The organism is Candidatus Leptofilum sp., assembly GCF_965223525.1.
Taxonomy (GTDB): domain Bacteria; phylum Chloroflexota; class Anaerolineae; order Promineifilales; family Promineifilaceae; genus Leptofilum.
In genome coordinates this window covers 249,259-264,137 of the sequence record NZ_OZ245005.1, presented here as the reverse complement: position 1 = coordinate 264,137, position 14,879 = coordinate 249,259, and the positions used below count along the sequence as shown (strand labels likewise).

The 14,879-nt window shown below is 53.1% G+C and carries 12 protein-coding genes; 6 read left to right on the top strand and 6 right to left on the bottom strand.

What is annotated here, in order from left to right; genetic code table 11:
* Positions 1-176 precede the first annotated feature (176 nt).
* The 4 genes from ACOQPM_RS18275 (at position 177) to ACOQPM_RS18260 (ending at position 5,777) form a co-directional block, all read left to right on the top strand.
* The gene (locus tag ACOQPM_RS18275; RefSeq protein ID WP_420631696.1) at positions 177-1,496 is read left to right on the top strand and encodes a hypothetical protein; all 1,320 of its coding nucleotides are present in this window, start codon (positions 177-179) and stop codon (positions 1,494-1,496) included.
* A gap of 105 nt (positions 1,497-1,601) precedes the next feature.
* Positions 1,602-3,974, top strand: coding sequence for a glycosyltransferase family 39 protein (locus ACOQPM_RS18270; protein WP_420631695.1), 2,373 nt, complete (start codon positions 1,602-1,604; stop codon positions 3,972-3,974).
* Positions 3,975-3,999: 25 nt separating this feature from the next.
* A complete protein-coding gene (locus ACOQPM_RS18265; RefSeq protein ID WP_420631694.1) occupies positions 4,000-4,308 on the top strand; it encodes a hypothetical protein in 309 nt (102 codons plus the stop codon).
* The gene (locus ACOQPM_RS18260; RefSeq protein WP_420631693.1) at positions 4,308-5,777 is read left to right on the top strand and encodes an O-antigen ligase family protein; all 1,470 of its coding nucleotides are present in this window, start codon (positions 4,308-4,310) and stop codon (positions 5,775-5,777) included. Before ACOQPM_RS18265 ends, ACOQPM_RS18260 begins: the two co-directional genes overlap by 1 nt.
* Here the strand turns inward: ACOQPM_RS18260 and ACOQPM_RS18255 are convergent.
* The 5 genes from ACOQPM_RS18255 to lysW are packed head-to-tail and all read right to left on the bottom strand — an operon-like array spanning position 5,763 to position 11,047.
* Positions 5,763-8,084 carry a [LysW]-lysine hydrolase gene (locus ACOQPM_RS18255; RefSeq protein WP_420631692.1) on the bottom strand — a complete coding sequence of 774 codons (2,322 nt, stop codon included), beginning with the start codon at positions 8,082-8,084 and terminating at the stop codon, positions 5,763-5,765. The two genes, ACOQPM_RS18260 and ACOQPM_RS18255, sit on opposite strands and share 15 nt — an antisense overlap.
* Positions 8,081-8,911 (bottom strand): [LysW]-aminoadipate kinase, encoded by an 831-nt coding sequence (locus tag ACOQPM_RS18250; RefSeq protein ID WP_420631691.1) that lies wholly within the window; start codon positions 8,909-8,911, stop codon positions 8,081-8,083. The genes ACOQPM_RS18255 and ACOQPM_RS18250 overlap by 4 nt, the downstream gene beginning before the upstream one ends.
* 32 nt (positions 8,912-8,943) lie before the next feature.
* A complete protein-coding gene (argC, locus tag ACOQPM_RS18245; protein WP_420631690.1) occupies positions 8,944-9,972 on the bottom strand; it encodes an N-acetyl-gamma-glutamyl-phosphate reductase in 1,029 nt (342 codons plus the stop codon).
* Positions 9,962-10,870, bottom strand: coding sequence for a lysine biosynthesis protein LysX (gene lysX / locus ACOQPM_RS18240; RefSeq protein ID WP_420631689.1), 909 nt, complete (start codon positions 10,868-10,870; stop codon positions 9,962-9,964). Before lysX ends, argC begins: the two co-directional genes overlap by 11 nt.
* Before the next feature lie 6 nt (positions 10,871-10,876).
* Positions 10,877-11,047 carry a lysine biosynthesis protein LysW gene (lysW, locus tag ACOQPM_RS18235; protein WP_420631688.1) on the bottom strand — a complete coding sequence of 57 codons (171 nt, stop codon included), beginning with the start codon at positions 11,045-11,047 and terminating at the stop codon, positions 10,877-10,879.
* Positions 11,048-11,128: 81 nt separating this feature from the next.
* Here lysW and ACOQPM_RS18230 point away from each other — a divergent pair, with 81 nt between their 5' ends.
* Positions 11,129-11,404, top strand: a complete 276-nt coding sequence (locus ACOQPM_RS18230; RefSeq protein WP_420631687.1) for a hypothetical protein — start codon at positions 11,129-11,131, stop codon at positions 11,402-11,404.
* Between the two features lie 22 nt (positions 11,405-11,426).
* On the opposite strand, the gene ACOQPM_RS18225 is transcribed toward ACOQPM_RS18230, so the two are convergent.
* The gene (locus ACOQPM_RS18225; RefSeq protein WP_420632425.1) at positions 11,427-14,081 is read right to left on the bottom strand and encodes a protein kinase domain-containing protein; all 2,655 of its coding nucleotides are present in this window, start codon (positions 14,079-14,081) and stop codon (positions 11,427-11,429) included.
* 385 nt (positions 14,082-14,466) lie between these two features.
* Here ACOQPM_RS18225 and ACOQPM_RS18220 point away from each other — a divergent pair, with 385 nt between their 5' ends.
* The gene (locus ACOQPM_RS18220) at positions 14,467-14,853 is read left to right on the top strand and encodes a LysM peptidoglycan-binding domain-containing protein (protein WP_420631686.1); all 387 of its coding nucleotides are present in this window, start codon (positions 14,467-14,469) and stop codon (positions 14,851-14,853) included.
* Positions 14,854-14,879 lie beyond the last annotated feature (26 nt).

Below are 14,879 nucleotides of genomic sequence, written 5' to 3'. Positions count from 1 at the left end.
GCTAATTTAGCCAATCCTGCCAAGCAAACGCAGGAATAACGTGGTACGGCCGTACATCTTGGCGTGTTCTAATTGAGTAAAGTGAGAAGATGAGACGACGCATCTTTCTCCCACTTTTGTTCCTTCTGTTCGTAGCTGCTTGTTTACCAGAGGCTACAGAACCTTTGCCAGCGGCAGTGAGTTTGATAGAAACGGCCGTTCCTGCCACTATCACACCCTTGCCAACAGCCACAGTGGTGCCAGCGAGCAGTTCAACCCTGCAACCAACCGCCCTGCCTGCAGCAACACCAACCCATGAAGCAACTGTTTTGCCAACTGCCACGCCAGCACCTGCTTATGATTTGCTGCCAGGCATGATTTTTTCACAGGATGGCGTCTATTTTCGCATTGATACCAGCGGTCAGTTGGCCACCCTCTTTGAGCAGCCTGAGACCAATGTGCTGAGTTTTTCGCCAGACGGCCGTTATCTCATCTATACGGATTTCAACGATAATCTTCTCTATTTGCGGGATTTGGTTCAAGGAGAAAGTCGGCCAATTTTCTCTGAGCCGCTGGCTGATGCGCGTCTGCGAGATTGGCGGGAGGAGGAACCCCAGTGGGCGTTGTTGAGCATCGCGCCAACGCAAGCGTATGTAAATGCCTGGTTTGGCGGCGGATTACCCGCGCTTGTAAATTTGGATGCTCTAAAAACGACGATGCTTATCCCTGAGTTTGGCTCGGCTTTGCAGCAATTTACCGATGCGGCCGTTTCACCTACTGGGGAGCAGATTGCCTTTGATATTGCTGGGCAAGGGTGGCTGTATGAGTTTGAGTTGGGCGCACGGCCGTTTGATCCTGCCGATTATGGTTTACCGTTGCTGGGCGATCCCCAATATTCATTGCGTAATCCAACATTTTCACCCAACGGCCGTTTTCTGGTCTGGCAGATTAAGAATTACCAATTGTGGGATGGCTACGTGCCTGACGAATACGAGTTCGGTGTGGCGGTGTTTGATTTGGAGAGGCAAACGGCCGTCACCATTCCCAACCTCATCCTCTCTGCCGCCGATCACAACTACATCCCGCCGATGCGCTGGGTCGGCGACGACAATCTGCTGATTTATGGCCTTATATTTCCACAAGGCGATTTGGCGACGGCAAGTTCAGAAGCATGGAATTATCGCACCGCGTATGTTCATTTGGGTAGTGGTCAGGTTATTATTTTTACTGGTGAGCGCGTTATTCAATCCATTGCCTCAGACGCATTTTTGACGGTGCGTAGTTTGGGGCAACCGGCTGATGGTTTTGTTAGCCCCGGCGAACTGCTCATTGAAAGTCTGGCAGATGGCACTGTAACGGTGGCTGGTTTGATTGAATTAACACAACCCACCCTTTTTGCACCAGACGGCCGTACCATCCTCTTCGGCGATCAGCAATTTGATCTGGGCAGCCGCACGTTGCAGCCATTAAACTTGCCCCCCGATTTGCAATTAGTAACCTGGACGGCCGTTCCCTAACTGATCGCCGTCCACTGAATACTGATTACTGAAAAAACGGCCGTACCGAAAAAGTAGCCTGAACGCAGGTGGCGGCACAGCCCCAGATAGGTACAATCAGCCGCGATGGAAGAGAAACAAGAAAAACGCTGGTTACGCCTAATTCTGGGGCTATTTATCATTTTGGGCGGGATGTATGCCCTCGTTACCCCTGTTTTTGAAGCCTCAGACGAGCTTTGGCACTATCCCATGATCCGCCATTTGGCCGACGGCAATCCACTGCCGGTGCAGGTGTTTGACCCCGCCCAGGCTGGCCCCTGGAAGCAAGAAGCGAGCCAGCCACCACTCTACTACTATCTCGGCGCAGCGCTCACCTTTTGGATAGATACTAACGATATGGAAACCGTCCGCTGGGAAAATCCGCATGTAGACAACGGTATCCTCACCGCCGATGGCAATATCAACCTCACCATCAAAAACCCAGCCTGGAGCCCGTGGCAAGGCACGCTGCTGGCGGTGCGAATTGTGCGTCTCTTTTCGGTATTGCTGGGCGCGACTACCGTTTATCTAACCTATCTCATCGGCAAAGAGCTGGCTCTCGTCCGGCCAGAAATTGCCCTGGGTGCGGCTGCACTCAACGCCTTCACGCCCATGTTTCTCTTCATCAGCGGCGCGGTGAACAATGATAATTTAGCGATTCCACTCTCCTCGTTAGGGGTTTTGTTGATGATACGAGCGGTCAGTAAACAGTATTCGGCAAGTCAGCGGAGAACTGCTTACTTGAAAATTGGTGTGGTCATCGGCCTGGCGATTCTGACGAAGCAGGGGGCGTTTGCGTTGCTGCCGCTGGCGTTGGGAGCGATTTTTATTGCTAATTGGGGAAAGAGAAACACGGAGTTGCACGGAGGAGGCACAGAGGGGAACGGAGAAAAGTTTTGGGGAGAGATTGCGAGGATGTTGGGGCGGACGGCCGTTTCCTTCCTCATCCTTCTCATCCCGGTTATTTTAATTGCGGGTTGGTGGTATTGGCGCAATATTGTGCTGTATGGCGATTTTTTGGGCTGGAATGCCTTTATTGCTGTCCTGGGGCAGCGGGCGCATCCTGCCTCATTGGCGCAGCTGTGGAGCGAACGCTGGGGCTTCATGCTCTCTTACTGGGGCTTGTTTGGCGGCGTCAACGTGCCCATGCCATTGTGGCTTTATCATGTTTTGAATGGCGTGGTGGTTGTAGGGGTTTTAGGGTTTGTGGTTTATTTTGTAAAAGAGATTATAGACTGGAGATTGGAGACCGGTTTTAGTTTCCAGTCTCTCATCTCCAATCTCTTAAATTTCGTTGCGGCAAAATTTGCTCTTGTCGTTTGCCTGCTTTTTATGGCCGCTGTCATTGTAGGGCTGATCCAATGGGCAACGACTACCTGGTCGTCACAAGGGCGGCTGGTGTTTACGGCAATGTCGGCCATTAACGTGCTGCTGGTAGCGGGGCTGATTGGCTGGCTGCCGCGTAGATTTGGTCAGCGGCTCATTTTGGGTGTGGCGGGGTTCCTCTTTGTGTTGGCAGCATTGGCTCCGCTTGCCTGGATTCGCCCCGCCTACGCACATCATCAGACGGCAGCCCCTTGGTTGGAACAGCAGCCAATGAATGCCACTTTTGATGGCAAGCTGCGGCTGGTGGGGTACGAGATTGGGCAAACGCCTGTGCTGAGCGCAGCCGAAGTAGCCGTAGCCCAACAAAAAGCCACCTACCAGCCCGGAGACACGGTTGATCTGCTGTTGGAATGGGAAGTTTTAGAGTCAATGGATCGCAACTGGAGCGTCTTTGTGCATCTAAATGATCCAGTCATTGGCGTGCCCATTGCCCAGCGGGATATGTTTTTAGATCAGGGTTTGCGGCCTACCTCGCTACTGGAACCGGGCGAGACGATTTTTAACCATTACCAGCTTGTGATTCCGGAAACGGCCGTTGCTCCCGCAAACCTCCAGCTCACCGTTGGTCTATACGATTTTGCCAATTTTGAGCGCCTGCCCCTAACCGACGGCGCAGATTCGGTGGTGCTGGCTACGCTTACTTTAGAGCCTGCGGCTGGTGATGTGCCAAATCCGACCTTAGTTAATTTTGACAATGAGCTGGAATTGGTTGGCTTTGAACTGAACCTCCGGCAAGCGGCAGCCGGTGAAACTGTGGATTTAACTTTGTACTGGCGGGCAAAACGGCCGTTAACCACCGACTACACCATTTTTGCCCAAGTTGTGGATGATGACACCACCCGCTGGGCCAGCCAGGATTTAGGCCAACCTACGTCTTCGTGGGCAGAAGGTGAGCTGCAAACCGTGCAAATGTCCTTACCTCTTAGCCCAGACACGCCAAGTAAGGTGTACCCCGTCATCATCGGCCTGTACACGGTGGACGATGGCCAGTTTAATCGCCTGCAAATTATTGCGGAAGACGGCCGTCCCACTGACGATTTTCTGCGCCTGACATTGTTGCGCGTCAACGACTAAAGTGCCAGGCACTAACTTACAAATTATGAAAAAACTGTACAAAATCACTCACGGTCTCATGAAGCGATTCCCCGATGGTAATGATCCGTTCCAAATGATGACGCGCCTGGCGGAAGAGTGTGGCGAGTTGGCATCGCAGGTAAATCATTTTGAGAATAGCGGCGTCAAGCGGCAAAAATTGGGCGAACCAGATACAATCAAGCTGGCCAAAGAGGTGCAGGACGTGCTGCGCTGTGCGCTTACCCTGGCAATTCATTACGGTATTGAAGCTGAACTCGCTAACTCAATTGAGCAGTCGCACAAGCGGTTGCAGGCAGAAGGATTTATTGATTGATGGCAACCGTCACGCAGGAACCTAAACCCCAAAAACGATGGCTCCGAAACGCCGACGCGATCAATCCCACTAAATCCAGGTGGGCGTTGGGGGCATTGCTGGGTGGAACGGCCGTTCTCGGCGGTGTCATTCTCGGTTTTGGCGGGCCGCTGGCTGGGGCTGCATTTATTATCGCCATTGTCACCGCCTACATCGTTTTGCGAGACATCGAGATTGGCTTTTGGGGCGTGGTGGCTGTGGTGTGCTTGCTCCCATTTGCCACACTACCCGTAGACATCGGTCTCACGCCCACGTTTCTTGATCTGGCACTGGGGGCGGTGGTTGGCGTTTGGCTGCTGGGCATCGTCACTGGGGCGCAGCGGGATTTAGTGACTGCGCCCATCGCCTTGCCGCTGCTTGTTTTCATGCTGGTGGCCATCTTTGCCTTCATTTTTGGCTTGAGTAACGGGACGCTCACCTCTACGCTGCTGCGAAAATTTGCTGAGCTGCTGTTGAGTTTAGGCTTTGTCTTCATTATTGTGGATTATTGTCGCACGCAGGTGCGGCTGGAGCGCATGGTGAAGGTGGTGTTGCTGGCTGGGACTGGTGCGGCCGTTCTGGGCATCATTTTCTGGCTCTTGCCGGAAGATACAACCAACACCATCCTCAATTTCCTCACACGGGTTGGCTACCCAGGTGGCTGGGTCATTCGCTACATCGAAGAGAACCCAGAGCTATCTGAACGAGCCATCAGCACCTCGGTGGATCCGAACGTGCTGGGTGGGCTGCTCTTGATGATTGGGTCATTGGCAGGGCCGCAGTTGGTGGCAAAACGGCCGTTGTTCCCCCGTTGGCTCACCTGGAGCATCGTTGGTTCCATTTTCATCTGTGTCGTGCTGACGTTTTCACGCGGAGCCATGTTTGGGCTAGCGGCAGGCTTGGGCTTCATTGCCATCCTGCGCTACCGACGACTCATTCCTTACATGCTGGGTGGTGGCTTGCTGTTGTTACTGCTGCCCGTCGCTCAAACCTACATCCAACGGTTCGTCGAGGGCATTCAGGGGCAAGATTTGGCGACCCAAATGCGTTTTGGCGAATATCAGGATGCGCTGACGCTCATCGGACGGTATCCCCTCATTGGCGTTGGTTTTGCCGGTACGCCAGACATTGATATTTACCTGGGTGTGGCCAATGTTTACCTGACCATTGCCCAGGTGATGGGTGTTGTGGGGCTGCTGGCCTTCTTTGCGGTCATTGGCACGCTCTTTTTCTATGGCCTGTCTCATCGAAACATATTGAAGGCCAATGAGGAGCTAGACGCGCTCTGGCTGGGCTTGCACGCTGCCATCGTCGGTGGATTGGCCGCCGGCATTTTTGACCATTACCTCTTTAATTTAGAGTTTCACCACGCGGTGACGGCGTTTTGGCTGCTGGTAGGATTGGCAACGGCCGTTACCCGCCTTGGCCTTTCGCAATCAAAGATTGGTTAGCATTGTCTCCAGTACCTGAATGGCTTGCAAATATTCAGCGATGATGATGTGTTCGTTTGGCGTGTGGTCTAGCTTGCTATCTCCTGGCCCATAGGCCACAATGGGGCAGTTCCACACTGGCTCTACCACGTTCATGTCTGACGTGCCTGTTTTGTGCTTGTAGGTTGGGACGCTTCCAGCCTGCCGAATGGCGCGATTGAGTGCCTGTGCCAATGGATTGGTGCGTTTGCTTTGAACGGCCGTTTCATACCCGTAGGTGCGTATCGTGCCAGCATCCCCCGCCTCTTCCCGCAGCCAACGTTCAAAGATGGTCACATCGAAATTAGGCGGCAGCCGAATTCCCAGCTTCATCTCCAGCCGATTTTCCAGCCCGTCGCTGCTGGTGTGCAGCTCACGGACGGAGGGCAGCAGTTGGTCAAACAGGCGCGGTTTTTCGGCGTTGAACTGGTTGATGTACGCTACAATGTTGTTGTACCACTCTAGCCCCAGCTCGGCTGCGCCAGAATCGGCTCCGGCAGTGTGGCTCATGGGTTGGGTAAAGCAAGCGTCAATCAGCAGCCGCCCTTTGTAGCCAAGAGTAATGCCGTCCCAGCCACTGGGTTCGCCGATCAGGCAGGCTGTTGGCTGGTATTGGCTGGCAACAAACCTGGCTCCTTTGGAGGTGGCAGACTCTTCTTCCACCGCGCCAACCACGATGAGGCGCGTGCCGGGTGGCAGATTGGCGCGGGTTGCGGCGATAATAAAGGTGGCCAGTGGTCCTTTGGCATCCACGCTGCCACGGCCGTACAGTTTGCCATCTTCTTGCCGCATGGGAATGTCGCCAGGGACGGTATCCATATGGCTCAGCAGCACAATTTCCTGTGTGATTTGCCCAGCCGCATTCGGGCAACTGCGCTCGCCGACGGCGTTGCCTGCGGCGTCTACGTAGGCGGTGAAGCCGGATTGGTTCATTTGCTGGATGAGGAAGTTGGCAACGGCCGTTTCCTCACCAGACAAGCTCGGAATTTCCACCAGCCGCCGTAAAAATCCTACCGCTCCCACGTCGTTTTTTAGCGAGACTGCTTGATCTGCTGCTGTGGCCGACGTCCTCGCCGAGACACTCGATGGCACGGTCAGAAGACCGGCCACAGCACCGCTGCTTCTTTTTTTGGCTGCCAGAACTTGCTCCAGCGCAACAACCACTCGATCCAGCTCTTCGGCAGTGATAGTGAGAGGGGGGAGCAGCCGAATGACAGTGCTTCCGGCTGTCAGGGCGACGATGCCTTTGTCCATGAGTGCCTGGACATAGGGCATGGCTCGCTGGCGAAGCTCAATACCAATCATAAGACCCAGGCCACGCACGTCACGCACCAGCGGCAGGTTGAGTGCTTCAATTTGGTGGCGGAACTGGTCGCCCAGCTTGGCGGCGCGGCTGGCTATGTCAGGTTGCTGGAGGATGTTGAGTACGGCCGTTGCTGTGGCACAGGCCAAAGGATTCCCACCAAATGTGGAACCGTGCAGCCCTGGTGCCAAATTTTGCACGCGCGAGCCGATACCCACTGCTCCCATCGGCATCCCGCCAGCCATTGCCTTGCCCAAGCAGATGAGGTCAGGGACCAAATCATAATGTTCGCAGGCAAATAGTTCCCCGGTACGGCCGAATCCCGTTTGCACTTCGTCAATAATCAACAATGCTCCCCGCTCTTGGCAGAGTTGTTGCGCCCGGTGAAAGAAGCCAGGCGTCGCCAGCTGAACACCCCCTTCGCCTTGCACTATTTCCAGAATGACAGCGGCCGTTTGCTCCGTAATTGCCGCATCGAGCCGGGAGCTGTTACCGAACGGCACATGGCTGAAATGACTCACTAGCGGTTCAAACGGCTGGCGATACTTTTTGTTGTGCGTGGCGGAAAGTGCACCAAGCGTTCGCCCATGAAAGCCGCGCATTGCAGCTACAATGCCGGGGCGTCTGGTGCTAAGACGGGCAAATTTGATGGCCGCTTCTATCGCCTCGGTACCGGAGTTACACAGGTAAACGCGGTTTAGGTTGCCGGGCAGTGTAGCAGCCAACTGTGCCTGGAACTGAGCACGCTGGTCGTTGTAGAACATCTCCTGACAGGTGATGAGCTGGCTGGCCTGGGCGGTGATAGCTGCTACCACCTGCGGGTGGCAGTGGCCAACGTTGGCTACGCCAATGCCTGCAGCACAATCAAGGTAGGAACGGCCGTTTTCGTCCCAAACTGTTGCGCCGCTCCCGCGCACAATAGCCGTTTCCCGTTTTGCGTAAACGCCGCTGCCAAAGCTGTCTTCTTGCTGAAAGATATTGTTCATGCTGCTTCCTCTGCTTGTGTTGGAATGATGACTGTTCCCAGGCCATCCAGCGCACGTAAAATTGGCTGCCTGCCCCGCGCATCCCCCAACACCACGCGCCGCACACCAGAAGTCACCGCTTCTCGCGCCCCCAACAATTTGATACGCATTCGCCCCTCGGCAAATTCTTTGGACACGCACTCAATCTGGTCGGCACTGATTTGGGAGATGAGACTGTTTTCATCGGGAAATTGGCGCAGAACGCCGGGGACATTGGAGAGGATAAGCAGTTCATCAGCACGGAAGGCTGCAGCAGTGGCCGCAGCAGCGCGATCTCCATCCACGTTCATTGCTTCTCCATCAAAGCTGATGGCAGGTGGGGTGAGTACGGGCAAGCAGCCTGCGTGTAGCAAGTTTTGTAGGAGGCTGTGGTTCACTTGTGTGACTTTGCCAGTAAGGTTGCTCCGCAAGACGCGGATACGGCCGTTCTCTACCACTTTAATCACTTTTTTGCGCGGACCTTGCCAGATACGGCCGTCAATTCCAGACAATCCCACCGCGTTCACGCCGCGCCGCTGCAGTCGCTCTACTAACGTTTTGTTGATTTGACCGCAATATACCATCTGGAAAATTTCCAGCGTGGCTCGATCCGTCAGGCGGCTGGTGTAACCGGAGGGGGAGGTAACAAACTGAGGCGGATGGCCTAATGCTTCGGCTACTTGGTTGGTGCGATGTGAGCCACCGTGTACAAAAATAAGCTGCTGCCCCTCGCGCCAAAGCTGGGCGATGTCGTCGCAAACAGCGTCGTAATTGATCCCTTCGCCGCCGCCAACTTTCACAATAATCATAATTATTCTCCTTAACTCAGCTATAGATTTTTTCAAATTGGGTGGAGGCCAGGGAAAGTGAGAGCCGTCGTTTCTGGGTAGCCCAACATCAGGTTCATGGCCTGAACGGCCGTTCCCGCTGCCCCCTTCATCAAATTGTCAATGGCACTCAGCACTACCAGCCGTCTGCTACGCTCGTCTTTGGCAAAGCCCACGTCGCAAAAGTTGCTGCCTGCCAGAATTTTGGGTTCTGGGTAGCGGTAGATGCCTTTGCGCTCCTTGACAATACGCACAAAAGGCTCGTTTTTGTATGTTGTCCGATAGAGCTGCCAAACCTCTTTTTCATCCAAATTCTGGCTCAAAAAAACGTGTGCCGTGCATAAAACGCCGCGCACCAGTTCAACGGCCGTTGCCGAAAAATGCAGTTCAAAGTCCCCTAACGTCTGGATCATTTCTGCCTGGTGCCTATGGCCAGTGGGAGCAAACGAGCGCAATGCCCCGCTTCGTTCCGGGTGGTGGCTGGCCGCGCTAAAACTGTTGCCGCCTTCAGAAGATCCCACTTTCACCTCGATGACCGCTTGCTGGATGAGTCCTGCACGAGCCAAAGGAGCCAGAGCCAAATTAACGGCCGTTGCATTACAGCCAACCCCGCTCACATAATTTGCTTCGCGTAGTGAATCTCTGTGTAGCTCTGGCAAACCATAAACAAATTTGCTTAACCATTCGGGAGCGGGATGGGAACGGCCGTACCGGGCTTCATACGCCACCGGGTCATTCAAACGGAAATCTGCCGAGAGATCAATAATGCGTGAGGCTAGGGCGGCAAACTGTTCGATTTGTGCCGCAGCGCGGCCGTGCGGCAAGGCCAAAAACAGCAGATCGCACGGCTCTAGCGCCTCGATAGGGCTAAATTTGAGCCGCGTTGCGCTACGCAAATTAGGATGCACCCCATGCACAAAGCGTCCCGCGTGCTGCTGAGAGGTGATCTGCTGCACGGCCACATGAGGGTGGCCCAGCAGCAGCCTCAGTAGTTCGCCCCCCACATAGCCAGAGCCGCCCACGATTGAAACCCTAACGCTCATAGTGGCCCCCATTGGCTAGGGCAGGTACTGTGCCAATTGGCGCACGGACTCCTTCATCAGCCAGTTGTAAGGTGTAGTCAACAATGCGCGCCGCAATGTCCACGCCAGTGGGCTGAATGCTGTTGCGGAATTCCATTGTGTAATTGACTTCGTTGACGAGGAGACGGCCGTTTGCATCTTCCAGCAAATCCACCGCCACCACACCACCGCCCACCGCCTGAGCCGCCGCCTGCGACAGGTGATCTATCTCTTGCGTGACTGGGCAATTTACGGCAGAGCCTCCCCGCGCCGTATTGGTAATCCAGTGAGCCGAGTGGCGGGTAATGGCGCAGATTGTCTCATTCCCCACTACAAAGCTGCGAATATCCCGATCTGGTTTAGCAATATACTCCTGAATGTAAAAGATAGAGTGCTGATAGGAACCAAGCGTACTTTTATGTTCCAAAATTGCTTCTGCCGCTTCCCGATCGTTCACCTTAGCCAGTAACCGCCCCCAGGAGCCAACGGCTGGTTTTAGCACAACCGGGTAGCCTAATTCCTCAATCGCTTCCAGTGCAGCAGCCTCTGTTGTGGCAATTTTTACTTGAGGCACAGGTATGCCAGCGGCAGCCAACGCCAGCGATGTTTCTAGCTTGCTGCCGCAAACCTGGGCTACATGGGCATTGTTCACGCATGGAATCCCCCAGCTACCCAAAATTTGCAGTGCCGCCTGCGCCCGCGAATGGCTAACGCATCGTTCCAGAATGACATCGTATCGTTCCCAGGACGACGGGTCATTCAGGTTAAACACGGCATCGCGCACATCGATCATCTCGTAAGAAACGCCGCGTGCCTCAATTGCCTGGACGATTAGCTTTTCTTCTAACCTGATTCGTGAAAATAAAATGCCGACGCGCATAATTCGCTATTCCCCCCAATCTTCTTCAACTTCGGGCGCAAGGGTCAGCGCAGGAGGGTTGGTGCCAATAACTTCTAGCTCGGCCCCACATTCTGGGCATTCTACGATTTCACCAACCATCACATCATCAGCGACCTCTACTTCCCCTGCACATTCCACACAATTGACGTTATTCATGATTTAAACCTCCAGTTTGTTTTGGCTTCATTCGCCATAAAAATAAAAAAGCGGCCTCACCTTTTTCTGGTAAGCCCGCCTGTGAAGACATTTTTTTTGCAACAAATTTGCAGCAAACAAGACTCACCAAAATTGCTTTGGCTTGTTTTTCTTGTTTTGCTTCTTGATGATAATTTGCTGATTCATTGTTCAGTTTTGTTTTGGATAAATAAAAAACGCCCCACCGTCATCGGTGGGGCGCTAACAATCTTTACAAAGCAAGCACAACTACCAGACGACGTTTTGGTCTCCGTTTTGCTTCTTTGCCTTTTTCAAGGTGATTGTGCTCATTTTTATCTTCATCGGGCGGCAGTTTAACAAGGTGAGATGATATTGTCAACTAATTGCAGCTAAAATCACCAACAAACAGTTCCATTTCTACAATTTGGCCATCACCAGAAATGATTTTGCCTATGCCAATAACCGCAGCCCCATCATTGCTTTGTACTTCAAAGGCAAACCCTTCACTAACGGGGCCACCCACTTTCTGATCGTTCCAGTAATAGGTGTAACGGCCGTTTCCGCCGATCCCCTCAATAAAAACGGTGCGATATTTGGCATCCACTTCGCAGCGCGTGCCGGGCAACGGGTACAGGTTCATGGTGAGTATTGGGCAAGCAGCACCAGAGCAGCTACTGCCGGATGTGCTGGTTGTTATGTTAGAAGCGGCCGTTCCTGTGACAACGGTTAACGCCTCAAAATCTCCCGCCCAACCCAGTCGTGGCGCATACACAAACCCTTCTTGCCCAGCTTCGTTTTGTACGTAAAGCCATTCACCAAATTCGGAACGCCCCAGCACGGTGACGGTTTCTCCCACGCCAACAAACGTAATTTCTTGTGAATTGCTGTTTGGGCTAACGTACAGGCTAGAGGAGAGCAACGCCGTTACCTGAGATTGCTCGCTTTCGCTGGTTGCTGTGATTACCGTGGCCGTCGGCGCAACTGTTGGCTCGTCAGTAGGCGTTGGTGAAGTAGCCGTTTCCGTAGGTGGCGAGGTTGGCTCGGCAGTTGGTGTAGGTGGCGGGTTGGTTGCTGTTTCTGTTGCCAATGCTTTGGTTTCAACCGCCGTAACGCCGTTACTGCTAGTGGTTGTGGTTCCCAGATTGGTTGTGCCGCTTTGCACAATGGCAGCTGTGCTGCTGGTTGCATTGTTGGTCGCCAAATCACCTGCTTCAACACGCCACGGTTGCCCCGCCAGTAGCACCACAAAAGCCGTGGCCAGCAAAGCCAACCCAGCCAGCCACAAGGCCGGGCGCTGTGTGAATTTGGAGAGGGGGAGATACGGCCGTTTCACCAACGCACTCCTTTCCTGAACAACGCTTGGCATAATCGCAGAACCATGTTCCTGTTCAATCACCTGAGCAATCTCATAATTTGGATTGCAGGCTATCACCAAATCAGACGCATCCTGGTAGGCATACGGTACCCATTTGCGCGGCACCTGCGACGGTTTGTCTGCCACCGATGCCGTGAGCTGCTGCTTCACGTAGGCAAACAGATCATCAATGGTGATTTTGCCATCGTGGTCAGAATCTGCCGCGCCGCTCAACAGCCCCTGCACAAAATGTTCAGTAAACAAGGATGGCTCGGCATCCCCTTGCACATTGCCCTTTGCCCAGTTGTACTGCGTGCTGTCGTTGGCCGTTACCACCACACGCTTAAACCCATTATGAGCAAACGTATCTGATGTATTCACATCTCGGCCAATCGTTCCTGCCGATTCAGAAGGTACGGTGTCGCTGTAGTAGCAATCCATCACCAGGATTTGCTGTTCAGACAGGCTATTGTCCATCTCATCCGCAATAAAACGAGCTGGAATCGCCGTGCCGCGAAGCAGCTCATGTTCAGTATCTTTTACCGTCAGGTACAGCTGCCCGCGCGTTCCCAAAGCTGCGTGCCCCATAAAGTAGAGCAGCAGCAAATCATCTTTGTTGCGATCGGCAAAAAATTGGGAGATGGCTCGTCGCACCCCATCGGCAGATTCGTTGATGAGCGTGTTAACTTCCACAAAGCCGCCAACGGCCGGATTCTGCAATACGTAGGCCAGGGTGTGAATATTGGCAGTTGGTTTGATCAGCTGCGCTAGCGTCGGATCATCATACTCATAGTTGGCAATAATGAGCGCAAAACGTTGGCCAGGTGCTTTTTCAGCCAATGTTAGCTTGTGGGTATCTTCAACTGTTTCAGACACTTTTTCTAGCGCCTGGGCAAACTCTACGGCCGTGCGGAACCGATACTCCTTCTGCTTGGCCATTGCCTGCACGATGAGTTCCTGGCAGGCGGGCGGCAAGTGTGGCTCCATATCTTGTAGGCTGGGAACCGGCTCAAACATATGCTTAACAGCCACGGCAATAGGTGTATTGGTTTGGTATGGGTGCTTGCCTGTCAGCATCTCAAACAGGATGACCCCAAGCGTGTAGATATCGGAACGGCCGTCTAGCTCACCATCTCCCTGAATTTGCTCTGGGCTCATGTAAGCCGGGGTGCCTACTGCTCCCCCGGTGTCTGTTAACTTGGTATGGGCGTACTTCAGCTTGGCTGTACCAAAGTCAGAAATATACGGCTCATTGCGCTGATCAAAAAGGATATTGCTAGGCTTGAGATCGCGGTGAATGACACCATGCAGATGAACTTCATCGAGCGCTGGTGCCAGCTTGGTCATGATGCGAGCAGATTCCGCAATAGAAATGGCCCCTTGCTTGAGCCGTTCCCCCAAAGAGCCACCCGTCATAAAGCGCATCACCAAGAAAGGTTGGCCTTCCTCTTCGCCAAAATCATATACTGGCACGATGGCAGGATGATCCAGCGAAGCAACGACCTTAGCTTCGCGTTCAAAACGGCGACGGAAGGTGGGTTGGTGAAGTAACTCGAGAGGCAGCAGTTTGATGGCAACATCCCGCTCAAAACGGGGATCATGTGCCAGATACACTGTTGACATCCCGCCACGACCGAGTTCTGCTTTGATTCGGTAACGACCGATCGTTTTAGGTATCATCATGCAAAATTATAATGACGCTGCCAGACAAGACACAATGGGTATTTGCGACTTATTCACGTAAATGTTTAGTACATCCGTCCTAATATGCTGCCCAAAAAGGGAGAATAGCCAGAAAATTTGTGAGAATTTTATGCTAATAGGGATTTTTTTGCGGCTCCCATTAGGTTAATTATGGCTATGTTACCTTAAGGTTATTATTGCTTCTTCAAAAATTGGATTGTCTCTGCTATAATAATTAAGATTATGTTTAACTGATCTGATTTTTGAGACAATCTGCGACATAACATTTCTGCATTTTTGTAGTACCCCAGAATGAGCTGGGGCATTTTTCTAGCAGGGGTTTCTAGGGATGTGGCTTCTGCAAGACAAATGAGGAGACATCATGCGTAAAATTTTACTTTTTATCTTACTTCTTGCATTGGCAACTGTTGCTTGCTCGCAGCTGCCAGGTGTTGGTGGTGGCAGTGACGGTGCTGAAGAAAATGAGGTGGCTCAGGATTCCGAATCACCTGAGGAGGAGGCCCCTAGAGTAGAAGTGACGGCCACGCCTACATTGCCACCAACATTTACGCCAGAGCCAATGGGCCGCGCAGGGCATATTTCGCCCGTTAGCACCCGCACGCTCCACATTGTGCAGGCTGGCGAAACAATGAGCCAAATTGCTGCCAAGTACGGCGTGGATACCAAGTTTTTGGCAGATTCAAATCGGATTTACAACTATCATTTAATTGAAGTGGGGCAGGTGCTTTACATTCCGCCCTGCGAGTAATTGATGACAAATCAAAAAAGCCCTGG

What these genes read in the sequence shown, in the direction of transcription:
- ACOQPM_RS18265 (WP_420631694.1), top strand. Translation starts at nt 4,000, where the DNA reads ATGAAAAAACTGTACAAAATCACTCACGGTCTCATGAAGCGATTCCCC.
- lysW (WP_420631688.1), bottom strand. Translation starts at nt 11,047, where the DNA reads ATGAATAACGTCAATTGTGTGGAATGTGCAGGGGAAGTAGAGGTCGCT.
- lysX (WP_420631689.1), bottom strand. Translation starts at nt 10,870, where the DNA reads ATGCGCGTCGGCATTTTATTTTCACGAATCAGGTTAGAAGAAAAGCTA.
- argC (WP_420631690.1), bottom strand. Translation starts at nt 9,972, where the DNA reads ATGAGCGTTAGGGTTTCAATCGTGGGCGGCTCTGGCTATGTGGGGGGC.
- ACOQPM_RS18220 (WP_420631686.1), top strand. Translation starts at nt 14,467, where the DNA reads ATGCGTAAAATTTTACTTTTTATCTTACTTCTTGCATTGGCAACTGTT.
- ACOQPM_RS18260 (WP_420631693.1), top strand. Translation starts at nt 4,308, where the DNA reads ATGGCAACCGTCACGCAGGAACCTAAACCCCAAAAACGATGGCTCCGA.
- ACOQPM_RS18250 (WP_420631691.1), bottom strand. Translation starts at nt 8,911, where the DNA reads ATGATTATTGTGAAAGTTGGCGGCGGCGAAGGGATCAATTACGACGCT.
- ACOQPM_RS18270 (WP_420631695.1), top strand. Translation starts at nt 1,602, where the DNA reads ATGGAAGAGAAACAAGAAAAACGCTGGTTACGCCTAATTCTGGGGCTA.
- ACOQPM_RS18255 (WP_420631692.1), bottom strand. Translation starts at nt 8,084, where the DNA reads ATGAACAATATCTTTCAGCAAGAAGACAGCTTTGGCAGCGGCGTTTAC.
- ACOQPM_RS18225 (WP_420632425.1), bottom strand. Translation starts at nt 14,081, where the DNA reads ATGATACCTAAAACGATCGGTCGTTACCGAATCAAAGCAGAACTCGGT.